Below are 26,575 nucleotides of genomic sequence, written 5' to 3'. Positions count from 1 at the left end.
GAATCCTATAGGTGATTTTTTCATGAAGAATATTTCATCGTTAAATGTAATACTGCCACTTCTTCTTCTTCATTTTTATAAATATGCTTCTTATTCGCTTCAAATTGAATGGAATCAAACTCATTTAATTCGTATACATCATTCTCCACTTGAATAGACACTTTCCCTTTCATTACCGTTACAAGCTCAATCGCACCTTCATGATGAGCTTCTGGTTCATATATACTATTTGATCGTAAACAAGCACGGTGCATTTCCATCCCTGTTTCTTTCGTATAACGGAACATCGTTTCTAAATGCCACGCTTGTCCTTCATCTACTGCAAATCCTTCTCCACAGCGCGCAACAGCTACAGGTTCTCCAACAACCATTAATCTGGATAAAGGAATTGATAACCCTTTCGTTATTTTCCAAATGACAGCTAGCGTCGGATTTGTTTCCCCTCTTTCGATCTTTCCTAATGTTAATTTACTAACTCCTGTTTTATGAGCTAATTCTTCTAAACTTAATTTCTGTTCATTTCGAATTTGTCTCAATAACTGTCCAACTTGTTGAATGACTTCTTTCGTTTGCATATCTTCATTTTCTTTCATATATAAAACCACCTTAAAGTATAAAATAGTTTACTTTTATTCACAAAAAGTATATCATACTATACATAATTATTTATTTTCGAAAGGAGTGCTATACTTCATGCGCGCAATTTTATTAGGCCTTTTATCATCGGCCTTTTTTTCTGCAACCTTTATTATCAATAGAGCAATGAATGTATCTGGAACGAGCTGGGCTTGGACAGCTTCCTTCCGTTTTTTATTTGCTCTTCCTATTTTATTCCTTATCGTTTTATTTCGCAAAAACTTTAGGGGATTATGGGAAGAGTTAAAAAAACATCCATTGGCATGGATCGGATGGGGTTCTGTTGCCGGTATTGGTTTTTATTCTTTATTAAGTTTTGCAGCTGTCTTTTCTCCAGCTTGGCTCGTTGCTGGAACTTGGCAAGTTACGATTTTAGCTGGTTTACTACTATCACCACTATTTTTCGTGAAAATAGAAACAAAATCAGGTACGAAACTTGTACGTGGAAAAATTCCACTTCGTAGCTTATATGTTGCATTATTTATTTTACTTGGTGTAATTTGTATGCAAGCAACTGCCGCAGGCCATATTACAATGACTCAGTTCATTTCAGGTTTTTTACCTGTCGTATTAGCCGCTTTCTTATATCCGTTCGGTAACCGAAAAATGATGGAGCTTGTTGGTGGACACCTTGATACGTTCCAACGTGTATTAGGAATGGCAATTGGAAGTCTTCCTATAACAATCTTGCTTGGTATATACGGATTTTCTACTACTGGCATTCCAACATCCAACCAAATGCTTCAAGGATTTTTGTTAGCATTATGTTCCGGCGTTATTGCAACGATGACATTTTTCTTTGCTACTGACTTAGCAAAAGATAACCTCGCTCTACTTGGAGCTGTTGAAGCAACACAAGCTGGAACGATGGTCTTTACCGTACTTGGAGAAATCATTTTCTTAAATGGTTCACTCCCTGGAGGACTTTCTCTCATCGGAATGATTATTATCATGTTAGGAATGGTTGCAAATAGTATTTTAAACCGTTCTGTTCCAGTCGTTAAACAGAAAAAATCGGCATAAAAAAAGGGTATGGTTCTATAGAGATGAACCATACTCTTTTTTATTGTCCCCCTATTTCGCCTTATCAGAATAGTATTTCATTGGCTGCTTATACTAAAACTTATGTTATAATACGTTTCATGCGCATTAATAGGAGGTAAATTATGTTAAAAAAAGCAATCGCTGAATTTATTGGTACATTTGTACTTGTATTATTCGGAACTGGAGTAGCTGTCACTGGCGGCGGAATTGAAGGAATTGGAACATTAGGAATCGCTATGGCTTTCGGTCTATCTATTGTAGCTATGGCATATAGCATCGGAACAATTTCTGGATGTCACATTAACCCAGCAGTATCAGTAGCTATGTTCATCAACAAACGAATGAACGCTATGGAACTTTGTTATTATGTATTAGCTCAAATTTTAGGTGGTTTATTAGGAACTGCAACGTTAGTAACAATTTTAAAATCTGCTAAAACACCTTTAGATAATTTAGGACAAAATGGTTTCGGAACTCTTGGTTTATCTGGAGCATTTTTAGTTGAGTTCATTTTAACTTTCGTATTTATTTTAGTTATCGTTGCTGTAACAGGTAAAAAAGGAAGTTCTTCTTTAGCTGGACTAGTAATTGGTTTCACATTAGTTTTAATTCACTTATTAGGAATTCCGTTAACTGGAACATCTGTTAACCCAGCTCGTAGTATCGCACCAGCTTTATTTGTTGGTGGAGAAGCACTTTCTCAACTATGGGTATTCATCGTAGCACCAATTCTTGGTGGTATCTTCGCAGCTATCGTAGGTAAATTCATTTTAAATACTGAAAAATAGAATTTTCAATATTTCTGAATAAAAAAAGGCGAGCCCTCATTATGAGGAAGCTCGCTTTTTTTATTCTTTCATTTTAGACTTTAAATTTGTAACTAATTGATCTACCGTTACATTTGCAAGTACGTTTTCCATCGCTTCTTGCGCTTGCATTAAAATAATTTCTAATACTGATTGAATATTAGCTCCTACTGGACATTCAATGTTGGGATTTTCATGGAAGGAAAATAGCTGTCCTTCTTCTACAACTTCCACTGCTTTATATACATCAAGTAATGTAATTTCTTCTAAATCTCGAGCAAGTGTCGTACCACCTTTACCAGCTTGTACATCAACAAGTCCTGCTCTCTTCAACATTCCTGTAATGCGACGAATCACAACTGGATTTGTATTCACACTACCGGCAATCCATTCAGAGGTACAGCGAGAGTTTCGATCTATCGCAAGTAATGTCAGCATATGAACACCTACTGTAAAACGACTACTAATCCCCATCTGCACACCCTCCTTTTTATTCATTCTATTAAAAGACGACTCTTATTATTATATACTATTTTTAATTTATACATAAAGAAAAAGCATGATTTCAATAGGAAATCATGCTTTTCTCTCATTATTGACGCTTTATAAATTTCGCTAAATCTTTAAATTTCACTTTATCTGAGTAATTCATTACCCCGTTTACGTAAATGCGGCTTGTAACAGCATTTAATACCGCAATTGTCGCCAATAAGACTGCTAATGTTATCGTAATTTCTAGCATACCTGCTTCACCAGCTACAATACGTGAGAAGGTAACCATCGGTGTAAAAAATGGAACGTAAGAACTTACAACAACGATAGTACTATTCGGATCACTTAATGATTTAATACTAATAAAGAATGCAGCCATAATTAAAATCATTACCGGGAAAGATACAGCTTGTAAATCCTCCGTCTTAGACACAACAGCTCCAGCAGCAGCATACATCATCGCATAAAGTAAATATCCCGTAATGAAATAAACAAGAAACATGCTGATAACCTTTGCATCTAATTTCGTAAAGTCAATTGGAATACCAAATAGTGAGGCACTTTCTAAATCGACCCAACCTAACAAATATGGAATAAGATAACCACACGCCAATATGACAAGTTGCAATAACGCCGTTGAAACAACCGCTAAAATTTTCGCATACATCATCGTAAGAGGCTTCACTTTCGGAAGCATTACTTCCATTACACGTGACGCCTTTTCAGATGCAATATTCATTGCGATTGTATTTCCGAACGCTACAATAAACATATATAAAGCAAATGTAAAGAAATAGGCAATTCCGAAAGAAGATGTACGATCTTTTATCGCTTCTTGCTTTACTTGAATTTCTGTTTGTAATTGCTGTGCAATTTCTGGTGAAACATTATTTTTGGCAATCGTCACCATCGTATATTGTTGCTTTAAATATCCTGCCATAATTGCAGAAGTTGCTTGGCTTGGAAATCCATTATACATATATGTAATCGATGGAGCCCCACCCTTTTCCGTCACATGGAATAGACCATCTAAATCACCTTCTTCTACTTGCTTATGCAGTTTATCAAAATCATCCTTTGAACCAATTGTTATTTTTGCTGATGGCAATAGCTTATTTAGCTCATCCTTTTGAACTTTATATGTGGAACTCTCTACTACAACTGCAATTTTATCTTTATCCTTATTTTTATCATCGCCTGAAGTAAAATGATTAAATGCAAAAATCCCAAACACAACTAAAAATAAAATCGCACTCGTAATTAATGATTTTTTAGATAAAAATGCTTCCCTAAAATAAAATGAAAATACGTGAGAAAATTTACGCATCGTTATTTCGCCCTCTCTACAAAGATTTCGTTTAACGTCGGCTCTAACATTTTGAATTGTCGTAAGCTAACACCTTGCTCTTGCAACTGTTGCAAAATCTTGAGAGCTTCCGCATCGTCTTGTACTTTCACATAAAGAAGGCCTTGTTGTTTTTCATACGATACATGTATAGCTTCTAATCCCTTTTCATTCTCTACTGTATCTTCAATCGTTAAATTACGGAAACCGTATTCTTTCTTAATATCACTTAGCTGTCCTTTTACGACTGCTTCACCTTTTTTCAAAATACATACATGTTGGCAAAAAGCCTCTACTTGTTCCATACGATGACTTGATAAAATAATCGTCTTTCCGCTCTGTACTTGTTCTTCAATAATACTAGATAACATCCCAGCATTAACTGGATCAAGGCCGCTGAATGGTTCATCTAAAATGAGAAGTTCCGGATTATGAAGAAGAGCAGCAATTAATTGGATTTTTTGCTGATTCCCTTTTGAAAGCTCTCCAGCCGTTTTAAATTTATATTCTGGTATCGCTAAACGCTCTAACCAGTGATCAATAGCGTGATCCACTTCTTTCTTCGACATTCCTTCTAATCTACCAAAATATCGCAGCTGATCTATTACTCTACTTTTTGTATATAAACCTCTTTCTTCTGGTAAATACCCAATTGTTACACCACTATTTCCAAATGCTTTTCCATCCCATGTAATCGAACCTTCATTAGGCGTTAATAATCCGAGAAGCATTTTGATTGTTGTTGTTTTCCCTGCACCATTTCGTCCAAGTAACCCTAGTACTTCACCTTTTGGTAACGAAATTTGCAAACCGTTAACTGCTTTTGATTCCCCAAATTGTTTCGTTAAGTTTTGAATTTGTAAACTCAAGTATAAAGCCTCCCCTTTAGTATCATTCGTACTCTCTTTCAAAGACTATGTTTATTCAAGACAAAATATAGCACCACGCTTCATCCTCTTATATGTAAACATCGTCATTAATCCATCATTTGTTCTATTTAGTTAAAATTGTAAATAACAAATTTCTTTTTGTCAATTATAATTGTCATTACGACAATAAAATTTGTCAAAATAACTATTATTATTTTGCTCATCTTTCTAATATAGGACATACTACTATATATACAAAAGACAATATGCAAATGTTCATATAAAAATATTATATTTTAATATATAATATAAAATGATTTTCTAACATCAAGGAGGATACATATGAAGATGAAGAGGGGCATTACCACTTTATTATCTGTAGCGGTTCTATCTACATCACTTGTAGCATGTTCAGGAACACCAGAGAAAACAGTGGCAAAAGAAGAGAAAGTAAAATTAACAGAACAACAATTAATGGCTGATTTATGGTATCAAACAGCCGGTGAAGCGAAAGCACTTTACTACCAAGGGTACAACATTGGTCAATTAAAGCTTGATGCAATTCTTGCAAAAGGGACAGAGAAAAAACCTGCTATCGTGCTTGATTTAGACGAAACTGTTTTAGATAACAGTCCTCATCAAGCAATGAGCGTAAAAACAGGCAAAGGCTATCCTTACAAATGGGATGATTGGATTAACAAAGCTGAGGCTGAAGCCCTTCCAGGCGCAATTGATTTCTTAAAATATACAGAGTCTAAAGGTGTAGATATTTACTACATCTCAAATCGTAAAATGAATCAACTAGATGCAACAATTAAAAATCTTGAGCGTGTAGGTGCTCCTCAAGCAACGAAAGAACATATATTACTACAAGATCCGAAAGAAAAAGGAAAAGAAAAACGCCGTGAACTCGTTTCTCAAACTCATGATATTGTCTTATTCTTCGGTGATAACTTATCTGATTTCACAGGTTTTGATGGAAAATCTGTAAAAGATCGTAACCAAACAGTAGCAGATTCAAAAGCACAATTTGGTGAGAAATTCATTATTTTCCCGAATCCAATGTATGGCGATTGGGAAGGCGCTTTATATGATTATGATTTCAAAAAATCAGATGCAGAAAAAGATAAAATCCGTCGCGACAACTTAAAATCATTTGAAGTAAAATAAAAGAGGATGGCATTCGCCATCCTCTTTTATTTTACTTTCTCTGTTAAAGGCAAGATAAATACTTCCACACGTCTATTCTTTGCCTTTCCTTCTTGTGTATCGTTTGGAGCAATTGAACGGTATTCTCCGTATCCAATCGCACTAAATTTTTCTGGTTGTAATTCTTTATTTTGCAGTAATACTTGCATAAAATTAACTGCCCGCTGCGTACTTAATTCCCAATTCGACGCAAACTGCGCATTGGCAATAGGGACATTATCTGTATGACCCGATACTGTAATTTCACGAGGTGACGCTGAAACAAGTAAGCTAGACATCTCTTTTGCAATCCCTAAAGATTCTAATTTCACATCTGCTTTCCCCGAATCAAACAGTATATTTTCTAATATTGTCACCATTAATCCCTTTTCAGTTAATTTAGTTTGAAAAGAAGAGGATAATTGTTTTTCATTAATATATTGATCAATCTTTTTTTGTAATGCTTTCAATTCATCCATCTCTTTTTTTTCTTTAGCTCTAGCTTCTTCTTGTTTTTTTGCTTGTTCTGCCTCAAGGCTACTTGCTGATAATTCTTTTTCATCATTTGGCTTTTGATCACTTAAAAATTCTTTGTTACCTGTTCCCCCAGCTAATTCACTTCGAAAAGCAACTGCCATCTGTTTAAACTTCGCAGCATCTATACTACTCATTGCGAATAAAACGATAAACAATGCAAATAACAACGTTAACATATCAGAATATGGGATTAACCACGTTTCATCGATATGCTCATCATGTTTTTTCTTTTTACCTCTTCTATTTTTCTTACTCCGCATTTTTTTCTGCTCCTTTTTCTAGCTTTTTACGCTCAGTTGCAGAAAGTGCACCTAAAATGCGGTTCTTCATAATAAACGGATATGTACCTTCTTGTAACATTAATAAACAATCAATGATTAAACGTTTTTTCTCAATTTCAGCTGAAGATTTTTGCTTTAACTTATTTGCAAATGGATGCCATAATACATAACCTGAAAAAATACCAAAAATCGTTGCAATAAACGCACCCGAAATAGCATGACCTAACTTTTCAATATCAGTTAAGTTACCAAGCGCAGCTACAAGACCGATAACAGCACCTAAAACTCCTAATGTCGGTGCATACGTACCAGCTTGTGAAAAAATAGCAGCTCCCTTTGCATGTCTTTCTTCAATTGCCTCTAATTCAGATTCCAAAATCTGCTCTAAATCTTCTGCGGATACGCCATCAATCACAAATTTCATACCGCGCAAAAGAAATTCATCTTGAATTTTGTCTAATTGTTGCTCTAAAGACAAAATACCGTATTTTCTACTTTCAGATGTCCAATGAACAAATAATTCTAGCAACTGTTCATAACTTAAATCCTTTTTATTTGAACCAAAAAGAACTTTAAATAGTTTTGGAACCCTTTTTAGTTGATTCATCGGAAATGCAATACATACTGCAGCAAATGTACCAATAAAAATAATTAATGCTGCGGCAGGATTTAATAAGGCTGTTATGTCAGCGCCCTTGACGACCATCCCTACTACCACTGCTACAAATCCTAAAATAAGTCCAATAATTGTTGCAAAATCCATTCCCATTCACTCCTAGTCTATACAAGAAGTTCTCTATTCTCGATAATCGCTACATCTTCTTATGTATATATATTACATAAAAAATGCATTTCATGAAAGATAAGAAATGAATTATATAAAAAAATACTACAAATTCACAAATTTTCTGACATTTTCTTTGCATTTCTATTACGTTATGACTCTTATATTCCTTTTCCAACAAACTAGATTTATAATAAAAAAAACATTACACATTTTATGAAGAAGGGACTGTGATTACAAGGCATCATGAAAAAGATAATAATTATTTCTGCCACTACTATTGTAATCGGTATCACATCTTTCGCTTACTTTGGTTCTAAAACACCACTACATAATGAAGCAAAAGCTGTCGAAAGTCAAAAGCATAATAACCATAAAAAAGAAGAGATTCCTGCTTTTCCAAAAGCTGATCATAATGCAAAGAAAATAGACAATGACTTTTCAGTTGTAACAAATCCAAAATCTAATCTTGTCTTAATTAATAAACATCGAAAACTACCAGATGGATACATTCCTGAAGACTTAACGAGACCAAATGTACCATTTATTAGTCCAAAAGATAAAGAAAAAACATTGCTGCGAAAAGATGCTGCAGAGGCACTTGAAAACATGTTTAAAGCTGCGAAAAAAGAAGGGCTTGATCTTACAGCTGTATCTGGTTATCGTTCATACAAACGCCAAAAATCGTTGCATGATACATACGTTAGACGTCAAGGAAAAGCCGAAGCTAATTCGGTAAGCGCAATCCCTGGTACAAGTGAACACCAAACGGGTTTAGCAATGGATATTAGTTCAAAATCAGCTAAATTTCAATTAGAGCCTATCTTCGGGGAGACAGCAGAAGGAAAATGGGTCGCAGAACACGCTCATGAATTCGGCTTTGTCATTCGTTACTTAGAAGATAAAACAGATACAACAGAATATGCATATGAACCATGGCACTTACGCTACGTTGGTAATCCATACGCTACATACCTATATAAACATCACTTAACATTAGAAGAAGCGATGGAAGACAAAAAATAAGAGAGCAAATTGCTCTCTTATTTTTCTTTCACTCTATTATTGTATTAATTTCTTCTTCCATTCTTCAGGCCATGGTTCGCCTCTTCCTGTTTTTTTCGACGCTTGAACCATCATTCCACGACCTACTAAACAAACCTCTCCTGCTGCATTCTTCACCATATAATGTAAATCTAAAGAAGAATTCCCGACCGATCCTGCCTTTACATACACCTTCAGCTGTTCATCAAAATATATTTGCTTAATAAAATTACATTGTAAATCCGCAACAACGATCATCGTTTCTGATGATGCATGTGTCCACTCTTGCATAAATCCAAGTTCTTTAAACAACGCAATACGAGCTTCTTCAAAATAAGTAAAAGCAACGACATTATTTACATGTCCAAACATATCTACTTCACCAAAACGAACCTTTACAGGGTTGTAAAACGAAAAACCACTTTCCCATTGCTCAAAGTCTTCAATATAAGAAATCCTCTTCATTGTTATCTCTCCTTTTCACCTTTAAATAAACAGAATAAACAGAAAAATACAGTTATAAATATTGCCTCTTCGATATGAAGAGGCAATATTTATTAATAGTTATTATCGCTACCAAAGAAATCTTTGAACGATTGAATTGTTGTATCACGGTTTAATGCCGCAATTGAAGTTGTTAAAGGAATACCCTTCGGACATGATTGCACACAGTTTTGAGAGTTACCACAGTTTGCTAGTCCTCCATCTCCCATAATTGCACGTAAGCGATCTGCTTTATGCATTTCACCCGTTGGATGTGAGTTGAATAAGCGAGCTTGTGATAACGGTGCTGGTCCAATAAAGTCAGACTTACTGTTTACGTTTGGACATGATTCTAAGCAAACACCACATGTCATACATTTTGAAAGCTCATAAGCCCATTGACGCTTTTTCTCAGGCATTCTTGGTCCTGGCCCTAGGTCATACGTACCATCAATTGGAATCCACGCTTTAACGCGTTTTAGAGCATTAAACATGCGACTACGATCAACTTGCAAGTCACGTACAACCGGGAATGTCTTCATCGGTTTTAAGCGAATTGGTTGCTCTAATTGATCGATAAGTGCCGTACATGATTGACGTGGTTTTCCGTTAATCACCATCGAACATGCACCACATACTTCCTCTAAGCAGTTCATATCCCATGCAATCGGAGTTGTTTGGTTCCCTTTTGAATCAACAGGATTACGACGGATTTCCATAAGTGCTGAGATAATATTCATATTCGGACGATATGGAATTTCAAACTCTTGGTCAAACGCTTGCGCATCTGGCCCGTCTTGTCTCGTAATGATGAGGCGGATTGTTTTCTCAGACATGTTGTTTATCCCCCTTCTCTTCACCCTTAGCAGCTACATCGTGTTTTGAAGAATAATCACGTTTACGCGGTTTAATTAATGAAATATCAACGTCTTCGTAATGGAATGCTGGTGCATTTCCTTCTCCCTCAAATTTTGCCATCGTAGTTTTTAAGAAGTTTGCATCATCACGATTTGGGAATTCAGGTTTGTAATGCGCCCCACGGCTCTCATTACGGTTATATGCGCCAATTGTAATAACACGTGCTAACTCAAACATATTTGCAAGTTGGCGTGTAAATGAAGCACCTTGGTTACTCCATCTTGCTGTATCGTTAATGTTAATACGTTTGTAACGAGCCATTAATTCTTCAATTTTCGCATCTGTTTCTAATAATTTTTTATTTTCACGAACTACTGTAACGTTATCTGTCATCCATTCTCCAAGCTCTTTATGAAGAACATACGCATTTTCGTTACCATCCATCGTTAAAATATTGTTAAATTTCTCTGTTTCGATTAATTCATTTTGTTCATATACAGTAGATGAAACAGCATCCGATGATTTAGAAAGACCTTTCATATATTCAATTGCGTTTGGTCCCGCTACCATACCACCATAAATTGCTGATAATAGTGAGTTCGCACCAAGACGGTTACCTCCGTGCATAGAATAATCACATTCACCTGCTGCAAATAAACCTGGAATATTTGTCATCTGTTTATAATCAACCCATAGTCCGCCCATTGAATAGTGAACAGCTGGGAAGATTTTCATTGGTAGTTTACGAGGATCATCCCCTGTAAATTTCTCATAGATTTCAATAATTCCACCTAGTTTAATATCTAGTTCTTTTGGATCTTTATGAGAAAGATCTAAATACACCATGTTTTCACCGTTAATACCTAGTTTTTGCTCTACGCAAACATCAAAGATTTCACGTGTTGCGATGTCACGAGGTACAAGGTTTCCGTAAGCCGGATATTTTTCTTCTAAGAAGTACCATGGTTTACCATCTTTATATGTCCAAACACGTCCACCTTCACCACGTGCAGATTCACTCATAAGACGTAATTTATCGTCTCCAGGAATTGCCGTTGGGTGAATTTGAATGAACTCACCGTTTGCATAGTATGCGCCTTGTTGATATACAGCAGAAGCTGCTGTACCTGTATTGATAATGGAGTTTGTTGATTTTCCGAAAATGATACCAGGGCCCCCTGTTGCCATAATCACGGCATCTGCTCCGAAACTTCTAATCTCCATAGTTTGTAAGTCTTGTGCAACGATTCCTCGGCACACACCTTCATCATCAACAACAGCTCGTAAGAAATCCCAACCTTCATATTTCGTTACAAGTCCTGCTACTTCGTGACGACGTACTTGCTCATCTAATGCGTAAAGTAATTGCTGTCCAGTTGTTGCACCAGCAAATGCTGTACGGTGATGTTGCGTTCCACCAAATCGACGGAAATCAAGAAGTCCTTCTTCCGTACGGTTAAACATAACACCCATACGGTCCATTAAATGAATGATACCAGGTGCTGCTTCACACATTGCTTTAACTGGTGGTTGGTTCGCTAAGAAGTCCCCACCATAAATTGTATCGTCAAAGTGGATCCATGGAGAATCCCCTTCACCTTTCGTATTTACGGCACCGTTAATTCCGCCCTGAGCACATACAGAATGTGAACGTTTTACTGGTACTAAAGAAAACAGTTCAACATTTACTCCTGCTTCTGCCGCTTTAATCGTTGCCATTAAGCCAGCCAAGCCACCGCCGACTACTATAAGTTTCCCTTTCATGCTCTCCCACTCCTTACTGGTTTGCTAGCTGTGGATCGATGAACGCTAATAATGCACTCACACCTACATAAGATAAACCTAAGAAAATAGCTAATGTTACATAAGTAGAGATTCTTTGTGAACGTGGAGATACTGTAATTCCCCAGCTGATGCAGAATGTCCATAGTCCATTTGCAAAGTGGAAAATTGTTGAAACAACACCAACTAAGTAGAATGCAAACATAGCTGGATTGTTTAAAATATCTGCCATCATATCATAGTTTACCTCTTTACCTAACATTGCTTGAATACGAGTTTCCCAGACGTGCCAAGAAATGAAGATCAGCGTAACGATACCTGAAATTCTTTGGAAGACGAACATCCAGTTACGGAAATAACCGTAAGAAACCGCATTGTTCTTAGCTGTAAATGCAATATATAAGCCATATATAGCATGGTACAGTATCGGTAAAAAGATGATGAAAATTTCTAGCGCATACCGGAATGGAAGGAGCTCCATAAAGCCTGCAGCTTTGTTAAAAGCCTCTGCTCCTCGTGTTGCAAAGTTGTTTACAATTAAATGTTGCGTCAAAAAGACACCAACCGGGATGACCCCCATTAATGAGTGCCACTTACGAAACGTATACTCGCGGCCTTTCATGTCCCCATTACCCCCCTTGAATGTTTGACTGCTGTTTTCAGATTAGTTTACAACAATAATGTTTTTTCACTATTGGCATAAGAAAAACTGAAAAAATTATTCGAAATATTTCAGCATAATTTGATACCAAGTTCATTTTACTCCTATTTTTGTCGAAGCGTCAAGAAAACGTATACATAATTTGCATATAATTTGCCAATTCTTTTTTTCTTCTTATATATTCAGATTTTCCTAAAGAAAAATCTGTTTTTATAAATGTGAAATGTTATATAATAATCCCTATAGAAAGAGGGGAATATTGTGAGCAAAAATACAATCGATACAACATCTTTAGAAGATGTTTCATTGAACGCCTTCGCTTATGAATTGCTACGTGAAGAATTACTACCTGATTTAATCGGCAACGATTTAGATGGTATTTTATACTGGTCTGGTAGAAACCTTGCAAGAAAATATCCGCTAGAAACAATTGAAGAAGTCATTCAGTTCTTTGAAAAGGCTGGCTGGGGCACTTTAAGCATTGTTGAACATAAGCGTCGTGAAATGCAGTTCCAACTTAAAGGTACACTCATTGCAGAACGTCAAAAACAAAAACGACATTCTTCTTATCAACTAGAAGCCGGATTCATCGCTGAACAAATCCAAAAGCAACGGAACGTCGTTGCAGAGTCATACGAAGAAAAGAAAAAACGTTCTGACTCTATTACATTTCTTGTAAAATGGGATATAAAAGATCTCATTGAAGTGTAAGCATTACCTACAGTCAACTAGACATATCAGTTTAGTTGACTTTTTTGTATTTTCATTCAGATGTGTTTATTTTAAATCTTCAGAAATTACATCAAAAAACAGAAGACGTTGTAAACTACAACGTCTTCTTATCTGTTAAATACGTATAAATCGTCTCCGCGACATTTTTTGGCATACCCGCTTCGACAAATTCCTCTATAGAAGCTTCTTTCATCTTCTTTAATGAACCAAAATGTTTTAACAATACCTTTTTCCGTTTATCACCGATTCCTGGAATATCATCCAACGCTGATTGAATGACAGATTTCCCATGTAATTGACGATGGAATGTAATCGCAAATCGATGCACCTCATCTTGAATACGCTGCAATAAATAAAATTCTTGGCTATTTCTCTCAAGCATCACAGGTTCCGGTGGATCCCCAATAATTAAATGGGAGGTTTTATGTTTATCATCTTTTACAAGACCTGCCATCGGAATATATAATCCGAGCTCATTCTCTAAAATATCACTTGCAGCCGCTAGATGGCCTTTTCCTCCATCAATAATAATCAAATCAGGTAAAGGTGAATTTTCTTTAAGCGCCCTTGTATAACGGCGCCTCACAACTTCCCTCATAGACTCATAATCGTCTGGTCCTTGAACCGTTTTAATTTTATATTTTCGATACTCTTTCTTCGCCGGTTTCCCATCGATAAAAGCAATCATTGCAGAAACGGGATTTGTTCCTTGAATATTTGAGTTATCAAACGCTTCAATACGATACGGTGTTTCAATCCCAAGCTGCTTCCCTAAATGATCTACCGCTTTAATCGTTCGTTCTTCATCACGTTCAATTAAGTAGAACTTCTCTTCAAGAGCAATCTTCGCATTTTTATTTGCTAATTCTACAAGGTCTTTTTTCTTACCACGTTTCGGCTGTGTTGCTTCTACTTCTAAAAACCGCTCTACTAATTCCGAGTCTATACTTCCTGGAACGACAATTTCCTTCGGCTTAAAATGACTACTGTTTTCATAAAATTGGCCGATAAAAGTTAAAAAACCCTCTTCTGGTTCATCGTAAATTGGAAACATAGAAACATCGCGTTCAATTAGCTTTCCTTTTCGAACAAAGAAAACTTGAACACACATCCATCCTTTATCCACTGCATATCCAAACACATCACGATCCACTAAGTCACTCATAATCATCTTTTGTTTTTCCATAATCGCATCAATATGAGCAATTTGATCACGCAACTCTTTTGCACGTTCAAACTCTAGTTTCTCTGAGGCCTCATACATTTTTGTTTCTAATTCTGAACGAACTTCTTTATGTCCACCATTTAAAAACTTAATAATTTCATCTACAATTTCTTTATTTTGTTCTTCCGTCACTTCTTTCACACAAGGTGCTAAGCATTGACCCATATGATAATACAAACAAACTTTATCTGGCATATTCGTGCATTTCCGAAGTGGATACATACGATCTAGCAGTTTTTTCGTTTCATGAGCAGATTGTGCATTTGGATAAGGACCAAAATATTTCCCTTTATCCTTTTTTACGTTTCGAGTAATGAGTAAGCGCGGTTGCTTCTCCGCCGTAATTTTAATAAAGGGATATGTTTTATCATCTTTTAATTGAATATTATATTTCGGATCATATTTTTTAATTAGATTTAACTCTAAAATAAGCGCTTCTAAATTCGAAGAGGTTACAATATATTCAAAATCAACAATTTCTCCTACAAGCCGCAGTGTTTTCCCATCATGTGAACCAGTAAAGTACGAGCGCACACGATTTTTAAGCACTTTTGCCTTTCCGACATATATAACCGTTCCTTGCTTATCTTTCATCAAATAACAACCAGGTTGATCTGGTAAAATGGCCAACTTCTCTTTCAAATGTTCGTGCACTCGTCTCCCTCCATTTCTACATACTTAGCATTTTTATTTCCCCTTGAAAACATACTATGCCCAAACACCCAACATACGTTCTTTTATTGTAACGGAAAGACTGTAAAAAAGAAAATAAAAAAAGCTACCAAATGGTAGCCCCTTTATTTTAGAAGTGTTTAGAAACTAATTCTACTAACGCTTCTTTCGGTTTGTAACCTAACGCTTGATCAACTACTTTACCGTCTTTTAATACGAAAAGAGCTGGAATACTCATTACTTCGAATTGACGAGCAGTTTCTTGGTTTTCATCAACGTCTACTTTTACCACTTTTACTTTTTCGCCTAGTTCTGCATCGATTTCCTCTAATACAGGAGCGATCATTTTACAAGGTCCACACCAAGGTGCCCAGAAATCTAATAATACAACACCTTCGCTAGTTTCAGCTGCGAAGCTTTGGTCATTTGCGTTTACAATTGCCATTTTATTTCCTCCTTCAAGTATATTCTACCAAGAGTATATCATTAACTTATATACGTGGCGAATAATATGTATCGTTATGTATTGTAACAAAAAAATGTTCCTTTATACTATATAAAAATACGGATTAAAAACTAAAAAGATGAGAGACAGGGGATCTCTCACCTTTTTCTATATATAGGGGTACTTCACTTGGAACTCAAGGGTACTTAAATCATGAATGTACTTTTAACTTTTTAAACTCTTCTGTTAAAAGAGGTACAACTTCGAATAAGTCACCGACAATACCGTAGTCAGCTACTTTAAAGATACTTGCTTCTGGATCTTTATTAATCGCAACGATGATTTTTGAGTTAGACATACCTGCTAAATGCTGAATCGCACCAGAAATACCACATGCAATGTATAAGTCTGGCGTAACAACTTTACCAGTTTGACCGATTTGTAATGAATAATCACAGTATTCAGCGTCACAAGCACCACGAGATGCCCCAACAGCGCCGCCTAGTACGTCAGCTAACTCTTTTAATGGTTTAAAGCCTTCTTCACTCTTTACACCGCGTCCGCCAGCGATAATAACTTTCGCTTCAGAAAGATCAACACCTTCTGCCGTTTTACGGACAACATCTTGAATGATTGTACGTAAATCTTTCACATCAACTGTAATAGAAGATACGTCACCGCTGCGAGACTCATCTTTTTCCAGAGTTGCAATGTTATTTGGACGCACTGTCGCAAATAAGATGCCGTCTGTTACAATCTTCTTCTCGAATGCTTTACCAGAGTAAATTGGACGAGTGAAGATAACATTTCCACCTTCAACCTCTAAAGCAGTTACGTCAGAAACTAAACCAGCTTCAAGCTTCGCTGCTAATTTTGGTGATAAATCTTTACCAAGTGCTGTATGTCCAAAGACAATACCTTCTGGATTTTCTTCAGCATGTACAGCTAAAAACGCTTGTGCATAACCATCAGATGTATATGATTTTAATTTATCATTTTCAACTGTCACAACGCGATCTGCACCGTAATGAATCAATTCTTTTGCAAAAGAGGCAACGCTGTCTCCAATTAGAAGACCTACTACTTCACCGCCTTCTGCAATTGTTTTTGCTGCTGCTACCGCTTCAAACGAAACGTTACGTAGTGATCCATCACGAACTTCACCCATTACTAATACTTTACGAGCCATAGATTTTCCCTCCTGCATATATAATTTCGTATTTTATTAGATTACTTTCGCTTCTGTATGGAGCAACGATACAAGTTCTTTTACTTGATCTTGCAGCTCGCCTTGTAACACTTTTCCTGCATCTTTCTTAGGAGGCAAATAGATTTCAATTGTTTTTGTCTTTGCTTCCACATCATCATCTTCTAAATCTAAATCATCTAATTCTAATTCTTCTAGTGGCTTTTTCTTCGCTTTCATAATACCTGGAAGCGATGGATAACGCGGTTCATTTAAACCTTGTTGTGCTGTTACTAAAACTGGTAATGAAGTTGCAATCACTTCTGTATCCCCTTCAACATCACGCTCAATCTTCACATTTGTACCGTCAATTTCAAGTTTTGTAATTGTCGTTACATACGGAATATTTAACGCTTCAGCTACGCGTGGTCCTACTTGTCCAGATGCACCATCAATTGCAACGTTTCCGCCTAAAATTAAATCTGCATCTTTATCTTTTAAATATTCAGCAAGCACTTTTGCTGTCGTGAACTGGTCACCATTTTCTACATCATCTTCAATATTAATTAATACCGCTTTATCACAGCCCATTGCTAATGCAGTACGAAGTTCTTTCTCACTATCTTCGCCACCGACTGTTACAACTGTAACTTCTCCACCTTGTGCGTCTCTTACTTGAATTGCTTCTTCAATTGCATATTCATCGTAAGGGTTGATGATGAATTCCGCTTCGCCATCGTAAATTGCACCGTTTTTAATTACGATTTTTTCTTCTGTATCAAATGTTCGTTTCATGAGTACGTAGATGTTCATTCCATTTACCCCCTTGTTTTTCAGAAAGATTCTATCAATTTTAATTTTCTGTTAATTTATATCAAAAAAATAATTGAACTACCTGCCACTAAATGAAGGTTTACGCTTTTCTAAAAATGCAGCTACACCTTCTCTTCCATCTTCACTCGTAAATACTTCACCAAAAATCTGTGATTCACGTTGTACACCTTCATAGTAATGAGACGATTTTGTCGTTTGCAATAATTCTAGTACAGCACGAGTTGTTGCTGGACTTTTTCCAGCAATTTGTTTTGCGACTTTAAGCGTATCATCTAAAAGTGATTCTTCAGAGAACAATCCGTTAACAAGTCCCCACTTTAACGCTTCTGCACCAGTAATTGGTGTACTTGTTAACATCATTTCACAAGCTTTCGCTTTCCCAACATAACGTGGTAAGCGCTGTGTACCTGCAAAGCCAGGAATTAATCCAAGTGTTAATTCGGGTAAACCAAGTTTTGCACTTTCAGTTGCAAAGCGCATGTGGCAAGACATAGCAAACTCAAGGCCGCCGCCCAGTGCCGCTCCATGAATTGCCGCAATAACTGGTTTTGAACATTTTTCAACACGCTCAAACGTAACTTGTCCAAGCTGTGCTAATTCTGTTGCTTGCTTCGCTTCAGTAACAGATGTAAATTCTTTAATATCTGCTCCCGCTGAGAAGAAACGTCCTTCACCGTGAATAACAACAACACGAATGTTATCATCCTTTTCCACTTGATCAATTAATTCAGTAACGTCATGCATAACTTGTGAAGACATCGCATTTGCTGGTGCGTGATTTAACGTCGCCACCGCGATATGATCTTCAACTCTTACAGATAGGAATTTCAACATGATCCCTCCCATTATTGACGATAGCCACAAGCTGCAATAAGTAGCCCGTGTACCGTTTTTGAAAGTGCGACCAGATCATACTTATGATCGCTCATTACCCAATTGGTCACAACTTCATCTACTGTTCCAAAGATCATTTGTCTTGCCACGCGAACATTTAAATCTGCTTGAAATTCACCTTGTTTTATACCAGTCTCTAAAATCTCATCCATAACTTGTAAGTAGCCTTTTAATACTTCATTTATTTTAAGGCGCAAGTCTTGATTGGACTGCCTCAGCTCTAATTGCGTAACGATAGCAAGAGGATCATTTTGCGACAACAGCAAGAAGTGCGTTTCTACCAACATGAATAACTTCGATACAGCGCTTTCAATTCCTGCTGTTTTTTGACGAATTGTTTCGACAAATTCTCCCATCTTCTCTTGGAATAAGGATATTAATATATCTTCTTTATTTTTAAAATATAAATAAATCGTGCCATCAGCTACCCCAGCTTGCTTTGCGATTTTAGAAACTTGCGCTTGATGGTACCCATTCTCCGCAATCACAATGACTGCCGCATCAATAATTTGATTGTATTTCGGTCTATTTTTCTTCACTTTACTGTCCCCTTCAAGAAGATGACTGAATGAATAGTCATTCATATTCTTATAATACTGACTATTTAGAAAAGTGTCAATCCTATTTTTTCAAAAAGAAAGGGCCTTAGCCCGTTTGCTCATCCTCATTCTTTCTCTTCTCTTCATCTATTAGAACACGTCGTAAAATTTTCCCTACTGTCGTTTTCGGCAATTCATCTCTAAACTCATATACTTTCGGCACTTTATAAGCCGCTAAATATTTACGTGCAAACTGATTTAATTCTTCCTCAGAGCACTCCGTACCTTCTTTTAACACAACAAATGCTTTAACTGTCTCTCCTCGGTACGGATCTGGAACTCCAATTGTCACTACTTCTTGCACCTTTTCATGCTCATATAATACTTCTTCAACTTCACGAGGATACACATTAAATCCACTCGCGACAATCATATCTTTCTTGCGATCTTTTACATAGAAGAATCCATCCTCATCCATGTAGCCAACATCACCTGTATGGAGCCAGCCATCTTGCAATACAGCCGCTGTTTCCTCTGGCTTATTCCAGTACCCTTTCATAATTTGAGGACCTTTCACTACAATTTCCCCTATTTCTCCTGGCGGTAATTCCTCACCAGTTTCAAGTGACATAATGATTGCTTCTGTATCTGGCCACGGAACTCCAATGCTACCTGGCACTCGCTTTTCCCATAAAAAATTACTATGTGTAACCGGAGAGGATTCTGTTAAACCATATCCCTCTACTAGTTTACCACCTGTAACTGTTTCGAACTTTTCCTGTACTTCTACTGGCAGTGGTGCTGATCCACTAATACAAGCACGAATAGAAGAAATATCGTATTCTTTTAAAAGTGGGCTATTTAAAAGAGCGATATAAATAGTTGGTGCCCCTGGAAATAGTGTCACTTTGTGCTTCTTAATCGCTTCAAAGACCATTTTCATATCAAACTTTGGAATAAGGACCATTTTGTATCCTTGCATAACACTCAAATTCATAACAGCCGTCATGCCGTACACGTGGAAAAATGGAAGAACCCCAAGAACGACTTCTTCTCCTTCTTTGCAATTATATAACCATTGAACTCCCATTAACGTGTTAGAGACGAGGTTTTTATGCGTTAACATAACGCCTTTCGGAAATCCGGTTGTTCCTCCTGTGTACTGTAAAAGAGCTAAATCATTTTCAGGATCACAAGGCACCTCAACATCCGTATTCACTTCTTTTTCTACTGAATTCCAAAGATGAATCGTTTCACTCTCTGATACTTTCACAACTAAATTCGACTGTTTTTTCTGCACAAATGGATACAATAGATTTTTAGGGAATGGTAAAAAGTCCGCAATACGAGTTACGATAATATGCTCAATTTTTGTAGCAGATTGAACATTCGTTACTCTTGGAAACACTAAATCGAGACAAAGAATTACTTTTGCTCCCGAGTCATGAAGCTGATATTCTAATTCTCTTTCTGTATACAGTGGATTTGTTTGTACTACGATACCTCCCGCAAGTAATGTACCGTAATAACCAATTACAGCTTGCGGACAATTCGGCAACATAATAGCAACTCGATCACCCTTTTCCACACCGAGCTTTTGAAGATAATTTGCAAACCTCTTTACCTTATCATGGAAGTCCGAAAACGTAATATCCTTCCCTAAAAAGTGAAGCGCTTTCTTTTCTGGGTAGCGAGAAGCCATCTGTTCTACATATCTATGAAGCGGCTGAATATCATAAGAAATCGTACTAGGAATTTCCTCTGGATAACTTTTCAACCATGGTTTTTCCACCTTCATTCCCCCTTCAAATACATAAAAAATAAAGTGAAACTTTAATCAGTGGAGGTTTTGTTCAGCCCCACTGATTATTAGCCCACACCAATCGGGCTTTTACGGACAGTTAATCACCCAGCTAACTTCTTTACTTTCGCTGAATTTTAAGGCGGGATCTTACTGCCCACAAATAGCGGGATAAATGAATGTTCATTCATGATGGTTATTTTCATTATATTATAGTCACCATAGCGTTACAATCATAATATTCTGACTTTTTTATAACTATGCTTTACTTCATTAACTTCTTATTATATGTAGAAACTCTCCTAATCTTAAAAGAGTAAGAGAGTTATGGTTTAGCTCAATCTTATTATCGTTAACACTGCTCCTGGAGTAGTTGTTGATAATGTTGCAACAGCTAACAAACCAAATAATTGCAAACTAATTGCACTCCCCGCCGCAAGAGTCGTAATAATTGTCGCACTAAATGATGTCGTTGCTAATGCAGGAGAATTAATAGTCCCAGCAAGCGGTGCCCCATTAATTGTAATTCGTGAACTAACTAATAATGAAGCCGTTATATTAATTGAATATGAAATATAATAATTCCCTGCATTTGCAGCCGTAAATACTGTGTTCCCCCCAGACACTGTGATACCCGGACCGATATTCTGATTGTTTGGAAGCGGGACATTTGTTCCACCTAGTAGTACCGATATTGCTGTACCCGACGTATTATTTGCAAATGCGTACGTTGCCGTTATACTTGTGCCTGTTGCTCCCGTTGCTCCTGTTGGGCCTGTTGCCCCTGTTGAGCCTGTTACTCCTGTTACTCCCGTTACTCCCGTTACTCCGGTTGAACCTGTCGCTCCCGTTGGACCCGTTGCTCCTGTTATTCCTGTTGCTCCTGTCGCTCCCGTTGGGCCTGTTACTCCTGTTATTCCTGTTGCTCCTGTTGCCCCCGTCGGACCTGTATCGCCTGTTTCTCCCGTTGGACCTGTGTCGCCTGTTGCTCCTGTTGCCCCCGTTGGACCTGTATCGCCTGTTTCTCCCGTTGGACCTGTGTCGCCTGTCGCTCCTGTTGCCCCCGTCGGACCTGTATCGCCTGTTGCTCCCGTTGGACCTGTGTCGCCTGTCGCTCCTGTTGCTCCTGTTGCTCCTGTTGCCCCCGTCGGACCTGTTGGACCAACTTTAGGGACTGTCCCATCGCAACTAAAACAGCATGAATCAACATGTACACCATTTTGATTATTACACCCACAATATCCATTTATGTTATTGCTCCATGAAGACATGTTGATCACTTCCTTTACATTCGATCTTTTTAGCGCAATCACCGAATTAAAAAACACCTATCTAAATGACAAAGAAATACTTTGCCTAGTCGGGGATAAAACACAGATTTCTTCCATACATTCTAGTAATTATTACATGCGATTCACTCTCCTTTTGCTTGTACTTTCGCCTCATCTCCACAGATTATTAACCATACACATTACACTTTCGTACACAGCCAAGTTCCCATTTAAACTTTCCACATTCGCCAATATTTTTAGTAAAGAGGCTTATTCTTCATAAATAGCGACTGTAACATATAAAAATCCGTATAATCTGTTATTTTTCGTCAAAATTTTAAAAATATATTGACACTTAAAATACCCTCATAGTATGATTTTGGTGTTGTAATTGATAACCATTTTCACTTGTGGTGCTAGTTACAAAAAACACTTAATTTGGGGGCAGAAGATGAAGAAAATTCTCAGTATTTTCATAGTAGTTCTTCTATTCGCTGTTGGATGCGGACAGCAAAAAGAGGAGAAAAAAGAAACAAAAGCGGACAATAAAAATCAAGCTATAACAATTAAACACGCTGAAGGGGAAACGAAGTTAGATAAACCAGCGAAAAAAGTAGTTGTACTTGAGTGGGTATATTCAGAAGACTTATTAGCACTTGGTGTTCAGCCAGTAGGGATGGCAGACATTAAGAATTATAATAAATGGGTAAATACAAAAACAAAACCGAGTAAAGATGTTGTAGATGTAGGGACACGTCAACAACCAAACTTAGAAGAAATTAGCCGTTTAAAACCAGACTTAATTATCACAGCTTCATTCCGTGGTAAAGCAATTAAAAATGAATTAGAGCAAATTGCACCAACAGTTATGTTTGATCCATCAACAAGTAATAACGATCACTTTGCTGAAATGACAGAAACATTTAAACAAATTGCAAAAGCAGTTGGGAAAGAAGAAGAAGGTAAAAAAGTATTAGCTGATATGGATAAAGCATTTGCTAATGCAAAAGCAAAAATTGAGAAAGCAGACTTAAAAGATAAAAACATAGCAATGGCACAAGCATTTACTGCTAAAAACGTACCAACATTCCGTATCTTAACTGACAATTCTTTAGCTTTACAAGTTACAAAAAAATTAGGTTTAACAAATACTTTTGAGGCAGGGAAATCTGAGCCAGATGGTTTCAAACAAACAACTGTAGAATCATTACAAAGTGTACAAGATTCAAACTTCATTTACATTGTAGCGGATGAAGATAACATTTTTGACACGCAACTAAAAGGCAACCCTGCTTGGGAAGAATTAAAGTTCAAAAAAGAAAACAAAATGTATAAATTAAAAGGCGACACTTGGATTTTCGGTGGTCCTGAGTCTGCAACATCTTTAGCAACACAAGTAGCAGATGTCATGACAGCGAAGAAGTGATTACACGATGAATAGCCTAAAACATACACTTCGAGCAAGTCTTGTATTCGGAGGAGGAGCAGCTCTCTTGCTCCTCCTTTTCTTTATTCATATCGGACAAGGTCAAGCAAACATTTCCTATAGTATGATTATTGATGCTCTTATCTCACCGAACCAATCGCTAGAACATCAAACTTTAATCATGCTTCGATTACCTAGAGCTGTAATTGCCATTTTAGCTGGAGGCGCTCTTGCTGCATCAGGGGTTATTTTACAAACGTTAACGAAAAATCCACTCGCTGAATCCAGTACAATGGGTATTCACTCTGGCGCATATTTCTTTCTAGTAGCGGCTACAATTTTCTTACCGAAAGGTTTACAAATTAATTCTCTTCTGTTCACATTTATCGGCGGTGCTATTACTGCTTTATTTGTATACCGTATTTCTGGTGGAAAAAAGGGAACCCCACTTAGAATGGCATTAGCTGGTATGGTCGTTACATTAATGCTTTCTGCCTTTACCGGAACGATGCAGCTTTTCTATGAAAATGAAACAGCTGGTTTATTTTTATGGGGAGCTGGCTCTCTTATTCAAAATAACTGGGATGGCGTTCAATTTGCTTTTCCATTTATCATTATTTCTTTCCTAGTTTTACTATTTATGTCTCGTAAACTCAACATTCTCTTACTTGGTGATGATGTTGCTATTTCTCTTGGTGAAAAAACAGCAGTAACACGTCTTATCGCCTTCATTGCTGCAATCTTTTTAACAGCAGTAATTGTTACTGTTGTTGGACCAATTGGCTTTGTCGGCTTAGTTGCACCTCATTTAATGCGCCTTATCGGATACCGTCAACACTTTACTCTTCTTCTCTCTTCTTTCTTATGGGGGGCAGTATTATTGCTTGGAGCAGATGTTGTCGGTAGATTAATAGATCCAACCGGTGCAGAACTTCCTGTTGGGGCAGTCACAGCAATGATTGGATCTCCTTGGCTTATTTACTTAGTGTATCGAATGATGAAGTCGAAACAATATATGAATGATAACGGTGCGAATGCAGCTGGAGCTAGTTCCCGCTATTACTCTTATAAAAAGGTAATCCTTATTTCTATCACACTTTGTATTGTGACGATTGCTCTTGGTGTTACAATCGGTAGTAACACTTATATCGAAAGCATTACAAATGTTATATCAGGTCAATTAACACAATTTGACAAAAACATGATGATAAATCTTCGTTTACCAAGAATGCTCGTTGCTGCTATTGCTGGCGCATGCCTTGCAATAAGTGGGCTTGTTTTCCAAGCTATATTACGAAACCCACTTGCCGATCCTTCTATTATTGGTATTTCATCGGGAGCTGGTGTCGGTGCTTTAACTATTATGTATGTCTTTCCTACACTTCCTGGTTTCTTCCTACCAATTGGTGCATTTATCGGAGGACTACTTGCAGTAGGAATTGTCCTCTTCTTCTCATGGAAATCAGGGTTTAGCCCAACAGCTCTTGCTTTAATAGGAATTGGTATTTCTGCACTTGGCTCAGCAATTATTCAAATCTTTATCGTTAGAGCCAATTTGAATGTTGCCGCTGCTTTAACATGGTTATCTGGCAGCACGTATGCAAGAGGGTGGAATCACTTAGAAAATATCATTCTATATCCATCTCTAATTCTTGTATTCATTATCTTTTTCTTAATAAAACAACTTGACGTTCTCGTACTTGGAGACGATTTAGCAACTGGACTTGGGCAACCAGTAAATAAAACACGGCTTGCTCTAATTGTGCTAGCGACACTACTTGCATCAGTAAATATCGCTGCTGTCGGTACGATTGCCTTTCTAGGCCTTGTCGCACCTCACTTAGCAAGAATTGTTGTTGGTATAAATCATCAAAGACTATTCGTTTGCTCAGCACTGTTTGGAGCAATCCTTCTTGCCATCGCTGACTTACTCGGCCGAACAATTGCATACCCAAAAGAAATTCCTTCTGGACTTGTCGTTGCTGTACTTGGAGCACCTTATTTCTTATGGTTGATGAGGCAGAGCGGGAAGAAGGTTAATTAAAAAAGAGGCTTCTTATGTGAGAAGCCTCTTTTTTAATTCATTCTCATAAGCCTAAAGGAAACTATCTTTTTTTCACGAATTTAATCTATGAACATAACTAGGGGGGATAACAATGTATCAAACACTTAAAGGCTTCTTGCAATCATGGACATACGAGGCTGAGTCTACTCAAAAGATGCTCGATGCATTAACAGATGAATCTTTGTCACAAGAAATCGCACCTGGGCACTGGACGTTAGGCAGGGTTGCTTGGCATATCGTGACGGCAATTCCTGTTATACTATCTGGCACAGGGCTAAAGTTTGAAGGAGAAACAAAAGATTATCCTGTTCCAACTTCTGCAAAAACAATTGCAGATGAATACCGTAAAGTGAACGCGGCTTTCGTTGAAACACTTCAAAATAAATGGACTGATAAAGACTTAGCTACTATTAACGACTTCTTTGGTCGTCCTATGCCGAATTCTATATTTTTAATGACACTTATTAATCATCAAAATCATCACCGCGGGCAAATGACAGTTTTAATGCGACAAGCTGCCTTAACAGTCCCTGGCATATATGGTCCTTCAAAAGAAGAATGGGCTGCGGCTGGAATGGAAGCTCCTAAAATGTAACAACAAAAAAGACAAGGTGTTTACACATCTGGTCTTTTTCTGTAACTTGTTTCATGTGAAACTATTTTTTACTAAATGAT

General features: G+C 37.1%; 26 protein-coding genes. 8 read left to right on the top strand and 18 right to left on the bottom strand.

The window, feature by feature from the left end; translation table 11 throughout:
* Nucleotides 1–20: 20 nt before the first annotated feature.
* Nucleotides 21–593, bottom strand: coding sequence for a helix-turn-helix domain-containing protein (locus tag CGQ22_RS02070; RefSeq protein ID WP_000661924.1), 573 nt, complete (start codon nt 591–593; stop codon nt 21–23).
* A gap of 100 nt (nt 594–693) precedes the next feature.
* Here CGQ22_RS02070 and CGQ22_RS02065 point away from each other — a divergent pair, with 100 nt between their 5' ends.
* Both CGQ22_RS02065 and CGQ22_RS02060 read left to right on the top strand, forming a co-directional pair.
* Nucleotides 694–1,659, top strand: coding sequence for a DMT family transporter (locus CGQ22_RS02065; protein WP_089148241.1), 966 nt, complete (start codon nt 694–696; stop codon nt 1,657–1,659).
* A 143-nt stretch (nt 1,660–1,802) separates the two neighbouring features.
* Nucleotides 1,803–2,468, top strand: coding sequence for an aquaporin (locus CGQ22_RS02060; protein WP_000913213.1), 666 nt, complete (start codon nt 1,803–1,805; stop codon nt 2,466–2,468).
* A 60-nt stretch (nt 2,469–2,528) separates the two neighbouring features.
* Here the strand turns inward: CGQ22_RS02060 and CGQ22_RS02055 are convergent, their stop codons facing one another.
* From CGQ22_RS02055 to CGQ22_RS02045, 3 genes are all read right to left on the bottom strand, one after another.
* Nucleotides 2,529–2,960: an Rrf2 family transcriptional regulator gene (locus CGQ22_RS02055; protein WP_000512998.1), complete on the bottom strand. Its 432-nt coding sequence runs from the start codon at nt 2,958–2,960 to the stop codon at nt 2,529–2,531.
* 118 nt (nt 2,961–3,078) lie between these two features.
* Nucleotides 3,079–4,305, bottom strand: a complete 1,227-nt coding sequence (locus tag CGQ22_RS02050; RefSeq protein ID WP_001224980.1) for an ABC transporter permease — start codon at nt 4,303–4,305, stop codon at nt 3,079–3,081.
* A 2-nt stretch (nt 4,306–4,307) separates the two neighbouring features.
* Nucleotides 4,308–5,192 (bottom strand): ABC transporter ATP-binding protein, encoded by an 885-nt coding sequence (locus CGQ22_RS02045; RefSeq protein ID WP_000058121.1) that lies wholly within the window; start codon nt 5,190–5,192, stop codon nt 4,308–4,310.
* A gap of 342 nt (nt 5,193–5,534) precedes the next feature.
* On the opposite strand from CGQ22_RS02045, the gene CGQ22_RS02040 reads away from it, so the two are divergent.
* A complete protein-coding gene (locus CGQ22_RS02040) occupies nt 5,535–6,362 on the top strand; it encodes a 5'-nucleotidase, lipoprotein e(P4) family (RefSeq protein WP_046945861.1) in 828 nt (275 codons plus the stop codon).
* A 26-nt stretch (nt 6,363–6,388) separates the two neighbouring features.
* Here CGQ22_RS02040 and motB read toward each other — a convergent pair whose 3' ends face one another.
* Nucleotides 6,389–7,177 (bottom strand): flagellar motor protein MotB, encoded by a 789-nt coding sequence (gene motB / locus CGQ22_RS02035; RefSeq protein ID WP_001256734.1) that lies wholly within the window; start codon nt 7,175–7,177, stop codon nt 6,389–6,391.
* Complete coding sequence (gene motA / locus CGQ22_RS02030; RefSeq protein ID WP_000344853.1) at nt 7,167–7,961, bottom strand: flagellar motor stator protein MotA; 795 nt, start codon at nt 7,959–7,961, stop codon at nt 7,167–7,169. The genes motB and motA overlap by 11 nt, the downstream gene beginning before the upstream one ends.
* Nucleotides 7,962–8,228: 267 nt before the next feature.
* On the opposite strand from motA, the gene CGQ22_RS02025 reads away from it, so the two are divergent.
* A complete protein-coding gene (locus tag CGQ22_RS02025; protein ID WP_000720201.1) occupies nt 8,229–9,008 on the top strand; it encodes a M15 family metallopeptidase in 780 nt (259 codons plus the stop codon).
* Between the two features lie 36 nt (nt 9,009–9,044).
* Here CGQ22_RS02025 and CGQ22_RS02020 read toward each other — a convergent pair whose 3' ends face one another.
* The 4 genes from CGQ22_RS02020 to sdhC form a co-directional block, all read right to left on the bottom strand.
* Entirely contained in the window at nt 9,045–9,491 is a 447-nt protein-coding gene (locus CGQ22_RS02020) for an acyl-CoA thioesterase (protein WP_000822733.1), read from the bottom strand.
* A gap of 92 nt (nt 9,492–9,583) precedes the next feature.
* On the bottom strand, nt 9,584–10,345 hold the full coding sequence (gene sdhB, locus CGQ22_RS02015; RefSeq protein ID WP_001291827.1) for a succinate dehydrogenase iron-sulfur subunit: 762 nt from the start codon (nt 10,343–10,345) through the stop codon (nt 9,584–9,586).
* The gene (sdhA, locus tag CGQ22_RS02010; RefSeq protein WP_000676750.1) at nt 10,338–12,131 is read right to left on the bottom strand and encodes a succinate dehydrogenase flavoprotein subunit; all 1,794 of its coding nucleotides are present in this window, start codon (nt 12,129–12,131) and stop codon (nt 10,338–10,340) included. Before sdhA ends, sdhB begins: the two co-directional genes overlap by 8 nt.
* 13 nt (nt 12,132–12,144) lie before the next feature.
* Complete coding sequence (sdhC, locus tag CGQ22_RS02005; RefSeq protein WP_000678354.1) at nt 12,145–12,771, bottom strand: succinate dehydrogenase cytochrome B558; 627 nt, start codon at nt 12,769–12,771, stop codon at nt 12,145–12,147.
* Between the two features lie 300 nt (nt 12,772–13,071).
* Here sdhC and CGQ22_RS02000 point away from each other — a divergent pair, with 300 nt between their 5' ends.
* Nucleotides 13,072–13,521, top strand: coding sequence for a YslB family protein (locus tag CGQ22_RS02000; protein ID WP_000042226.1), 450 nt, complete (start codon nt 13,072–13,074; stop codon nt 13,519–13,521).
* A gap of 115 nt (nt 13,522–13,636) precedes the next feature.
* Here CGQ22_RS02000 and uvrC read toward each other — a convergent pair whose 3' ends face one another.
* From uvrC to CGQ22_RS01960, 8 genes are all read right to left on the bottom strand, one after another.
* Nucleotides 13,637–15,421 (bottom strand): excinuclease ABC subunit C, encoded by a 1,785-nt coding sequence (gene uvrC, locus CGQ22_RS01995; protein WP_000544299.1) that lies wholly within the window; start codon nt 15,419–15,421, stop codon nt 13,637–13,639.
* A 148-nt stretch (nt 15,422–15,569) separates the two neighbouring features.
* Complete coding sequence (gene trxA / locus CGQ22_RS01990) at nt 15,570–15,884, bottom strand: thioredoxin (protein ID WP_001018943.1); 315 nt, start codon at nt 15,882–15,884, stop codon at nt 15,570–15,572.
* 211 nt (nt 15,885–16,095) lie between these two features.
* Nucleotides 16,096–17,073 (bottom strand): electron transfer flavoprotein subunit alpha, encoded by a 978-nt coding sequence (gene etfA / locus CGQ22_RS01985; RefSeq protein ID WP_000101942.1) that lies wholly within the window; start codon nt 17,071–17,073, stop codon nt 16,096–16,098.
* Between the two features lie 36 nt (nt 17,074–17,109).
* Nucleotides 17,110–17,883 carry an electron transfer flavoprotein subunit beta gene (gene etfB / locus CGQ22_RS01980; RefSeq protein ID WP_001029027.1) on the bottom strand — a complete coding sequence of 258 codons (774 nt, stop codon included), beginning with the start codon at nt 17,881–17,883 and terminating at the stop codon, nt 17,110–17,112.
* 78 nt (nt 17,884–17,961) lie between these two features.
* Nucleotides 17,962–18,738: an enoyl-CoA hydratase gene (locus tag CGQ22_RS01975; RefSeq protein ID WP_000911292.1), complete on the bottom strand. Its 777-nt coding sequence runs from the start codon at nt 18,736–18,738 to the stop codon at nt 17,962–17,964.
* Between the two features lie 11 nt (nt 18,739–18,749).
* Nucleotides 18,750–19,337, bottom strand: coding sequence for a TetR/AcrR family transcriptional regulator (locus tag CGQ22_RS01970; protein ID WP_000742223.1), 588 nt, complete (start codon nt 19,335–19,337; stop codon nt 18,750–18,752).
* Nucleotides 19,338–19,443: 106 nt separating this feature from the next.
* Nucleotides 19,444–21,129 (bottom strand): long-chain-fatty-acid--CoA ligase, encoded by a 1,686-nt coding sequence (locus CGQ22_RS01965; protein ID WP_046945863.1) that lies wholly within the window; start codon nt 21,127–21,129, stop codon nt 19,444–19,446.
* Nucleotides 21,130–21,470: 341 nt separating this feature from the next.
* Nucleotides 21,471–22,409: a collagen-like protein gene (locus tag CGQ22_RS01960; RefSeq protein WP_139032794.1), complete on the bottom strand. Its 939-nt coding sequence runs from the start codon at nt 22,407–22,409 to the stop codon at nt 21,471–21,473.
* A 451-nt stretch (nt 22,410–22,860) separates the two neighbouring features.
* On the opposite strand from CGQ22_RS01960, the gene CGQ22_RS01950 reads away from it, so the two are divergent.
* The 3 genes from CGQ22_RS01950 to CGQ22_RS01940 all read left to right on the top strand — a co-directional run bounded on the left by CGQ22_RS01950 (nt 22,861) and on the right by CGQ22_RS01940 (nt 26,495).
* Nucleotides 22,861–23,835 (top strand): ABC transporter substrate-binding protein, encoded by a 975-nt coding sequence (locus tag CGQ22_RS01950; protein WP_000722822.1) that lies wholly within the window; start codon nt 22,861–22,863, stop codon nt 23,833–23,835.
* A gap of 7 nt (nt 23,836–23,842) precedes the next feature.
* Nucleotides 23,843–25,879 (top strand): Fe(3+)-hydroxamate ABC transporter permease FhuB, encoded by a 2,037-nt coding sequence (gene fhuB / locus CGQ22_RS01945; RefSeq protein WP_046945865.1) that lies wholly within the window; start codon nt 23,843–23,845, stop codon nt 25,877–25,879.
* A 112-nt stretch (nt 25,880–25,991) separates the two neighbouring features.
* Nucleotides 25,992–26,495, top strand: coding sequence for a DinB family protein (locus tag CGQ22_RS01940; protein WP_000285030.1), 504 nt, complete (start codon nt 25,992–25,994; stop codon nt 26,493–26,495).
* Nucleotides 26,496–26,575 lie beyond the last annotated feature (80 nt).

Origin of the sequence: Bacillus sp. M13(2017), assembly GCF_002218325.1 — a bacterium.
Taxonomy (GTDB): domain Bacteria; phylum Bacillota; class Bacilli; order Bacillales; family Bacillaceae_G; genus Bacillus_A; species Bacillus_A thuringiensis_K.
The sequence above is the reverse complement of the archived record's forward strand: the minus strand, read 5'-3'. Positions and strand labels throughout refer to the sequence as shown.

Excerpts from the sequence above, each read along its gene's own strand:
- CGQ22_RS02070 (WP_000661924.1), bottom strand. The coding sequence starts at position 593 with ATGAAAGAAAATGAAGATATGCAAACGAAAGAAGTCATTCAACAAGTT.
- CGQ22_RS02065 (WP_089148241.1), top strand. The coding sequence starts at position 694 with ATGCGCGCAATTTTATTAGGCCTTTTATCATCGGCCTTTTTTTCTGCA.
- CGQ22_RS02060 (WP_000913213.1), top strand. The coding sequence starts at position 1,803 with ATGTTAAAAAAAGCAATCGCTGAATTTATTGGTACATTTGTACTTGTA.
- CGQ22_RS02055 (WP_000512998.1), bottom strand. The coding sequence starts at position 2,960 with ATGGGGATTAGTAGTCGTTTTACAGTAGGTGTTCATATGCTGACATTA.
- CGQ22_RS02050 (WP_001224980.1), bottom strand. The coding sequence starts at position 4,305 with ATGCGTAAATTTTCTCACGTATTTTCATTTTATTTTAGGGAAGCATTT.
- CGQ22_RS02040 (WP_046945861.1), top strand. The coding sequence starts at position 5,535 with ATGAAGATGAAGAGGGGCATTACCACTTTATTATCTGTAGCGGTTCTA.
- motB (WP_001256734.1), bottom strand. The coding sequence starts at position 7,177 with ATGCGGAGTAAGAAAAATAGAAGAGGTAAAAAGAAAAAACATGATGAG.
- motA (WP_000344853.1), bottom strand. The coding sequence starts at position 7,961 with ATGGATTTTGCAACAATTATTGGACTTATTTTAGGATTTGTAGCAGTG.
- CGQ22_RS02025 (WP_000720201.1), top strand. The coding sequence starts at position 8,229 with ATGAAAAAGATAATAATTATTTCTGCCACTACTATTGTAATCGGTATC.
- CGQ22_RS02020 (WP_000822733.1), bottom strand. The coding sequence starts at position 9,491 with ATGAAGAGGATTTCTTATATTGAAGACTTTGAGCAATGGGAAAGTGGT.
- sdhB (WP_001291827.1), bottom strand. The coding sequence starts at position 10,345 with ATGTCTGAGAAAACAATCCGCCTCATCATTACGAGACAAGACGGGCCA.
- sdhA (WP_000676750.1), bottom strand. The coding sequence starts at position 12,131 with ATGAAAGGGAAACTTATAGTAGTCGGCGGTGGCTTGGCTGGCTTAATG.
- sdhC (WP_000678354.1), bottom strand. The coding sequence starts at position 12,771 with ATGAAAGGCCGCGAGTATACGTTTCGTAAGTGGCACTCATTAATGGGG.
- trxA (WP_001018943.1), bottom strand. The coding sequence starts at position 15,884 with ATGGCAATTGTAAACGCAAATGACCAAAGCTTCGCAGCTGAAACTAGC.
- etfA (WP_000101942.1), bottom strand. The coding sequence starts at position 17,073 with ATGGCTCGTAAAGTATTAGTAATGGGTGAAGTTCGTGATGGATCACTA.
- etfB (WP_001029027.1), bottom strand. The coding sequence starts at position 17,883 with ATGAACATCTACGTACTCATGAAACGAACATTTGATACAGAAGAAAAA.
- CGQ22_RS01975 (WP_000911292.1), bottom strand. The coding sequence starts at position 18,738 with ATGTTGAAATTCCTATCTGTAAGAGTTGAAGATCATATCGCGGTGGCG.
- CGQ22_RS01960 (WP_139032794.1), bottom strand. The coding sequence starts at position 22,409 with ATGTCTTCATGGAGCAATAACATAAATGGATATTGTGGGTGTAATAAT.
- CGQ22_RS01950 (WP_000722822.1), top strand. The coding sequence starts at position 22,861 with ATGAAGAAAATTCTCAGTATTTTCATAGTAGTTCTTCTATTCGCTGTT.
- fhuB (WP_046945865.1), top strand. The coding sequence starts at position 23,843 with ATGAATAGCCTAAAACATACACTTCGAGCAAGTCTTGTATTCGGAGGA.
- CGQ22_RS01940 (WP_000285030.1), top strand. The coding sequence starts at position 25,992 with ATGTATCAAACACTTAAAGGCTTCTTGCAATCATGGACATACGAGGCT.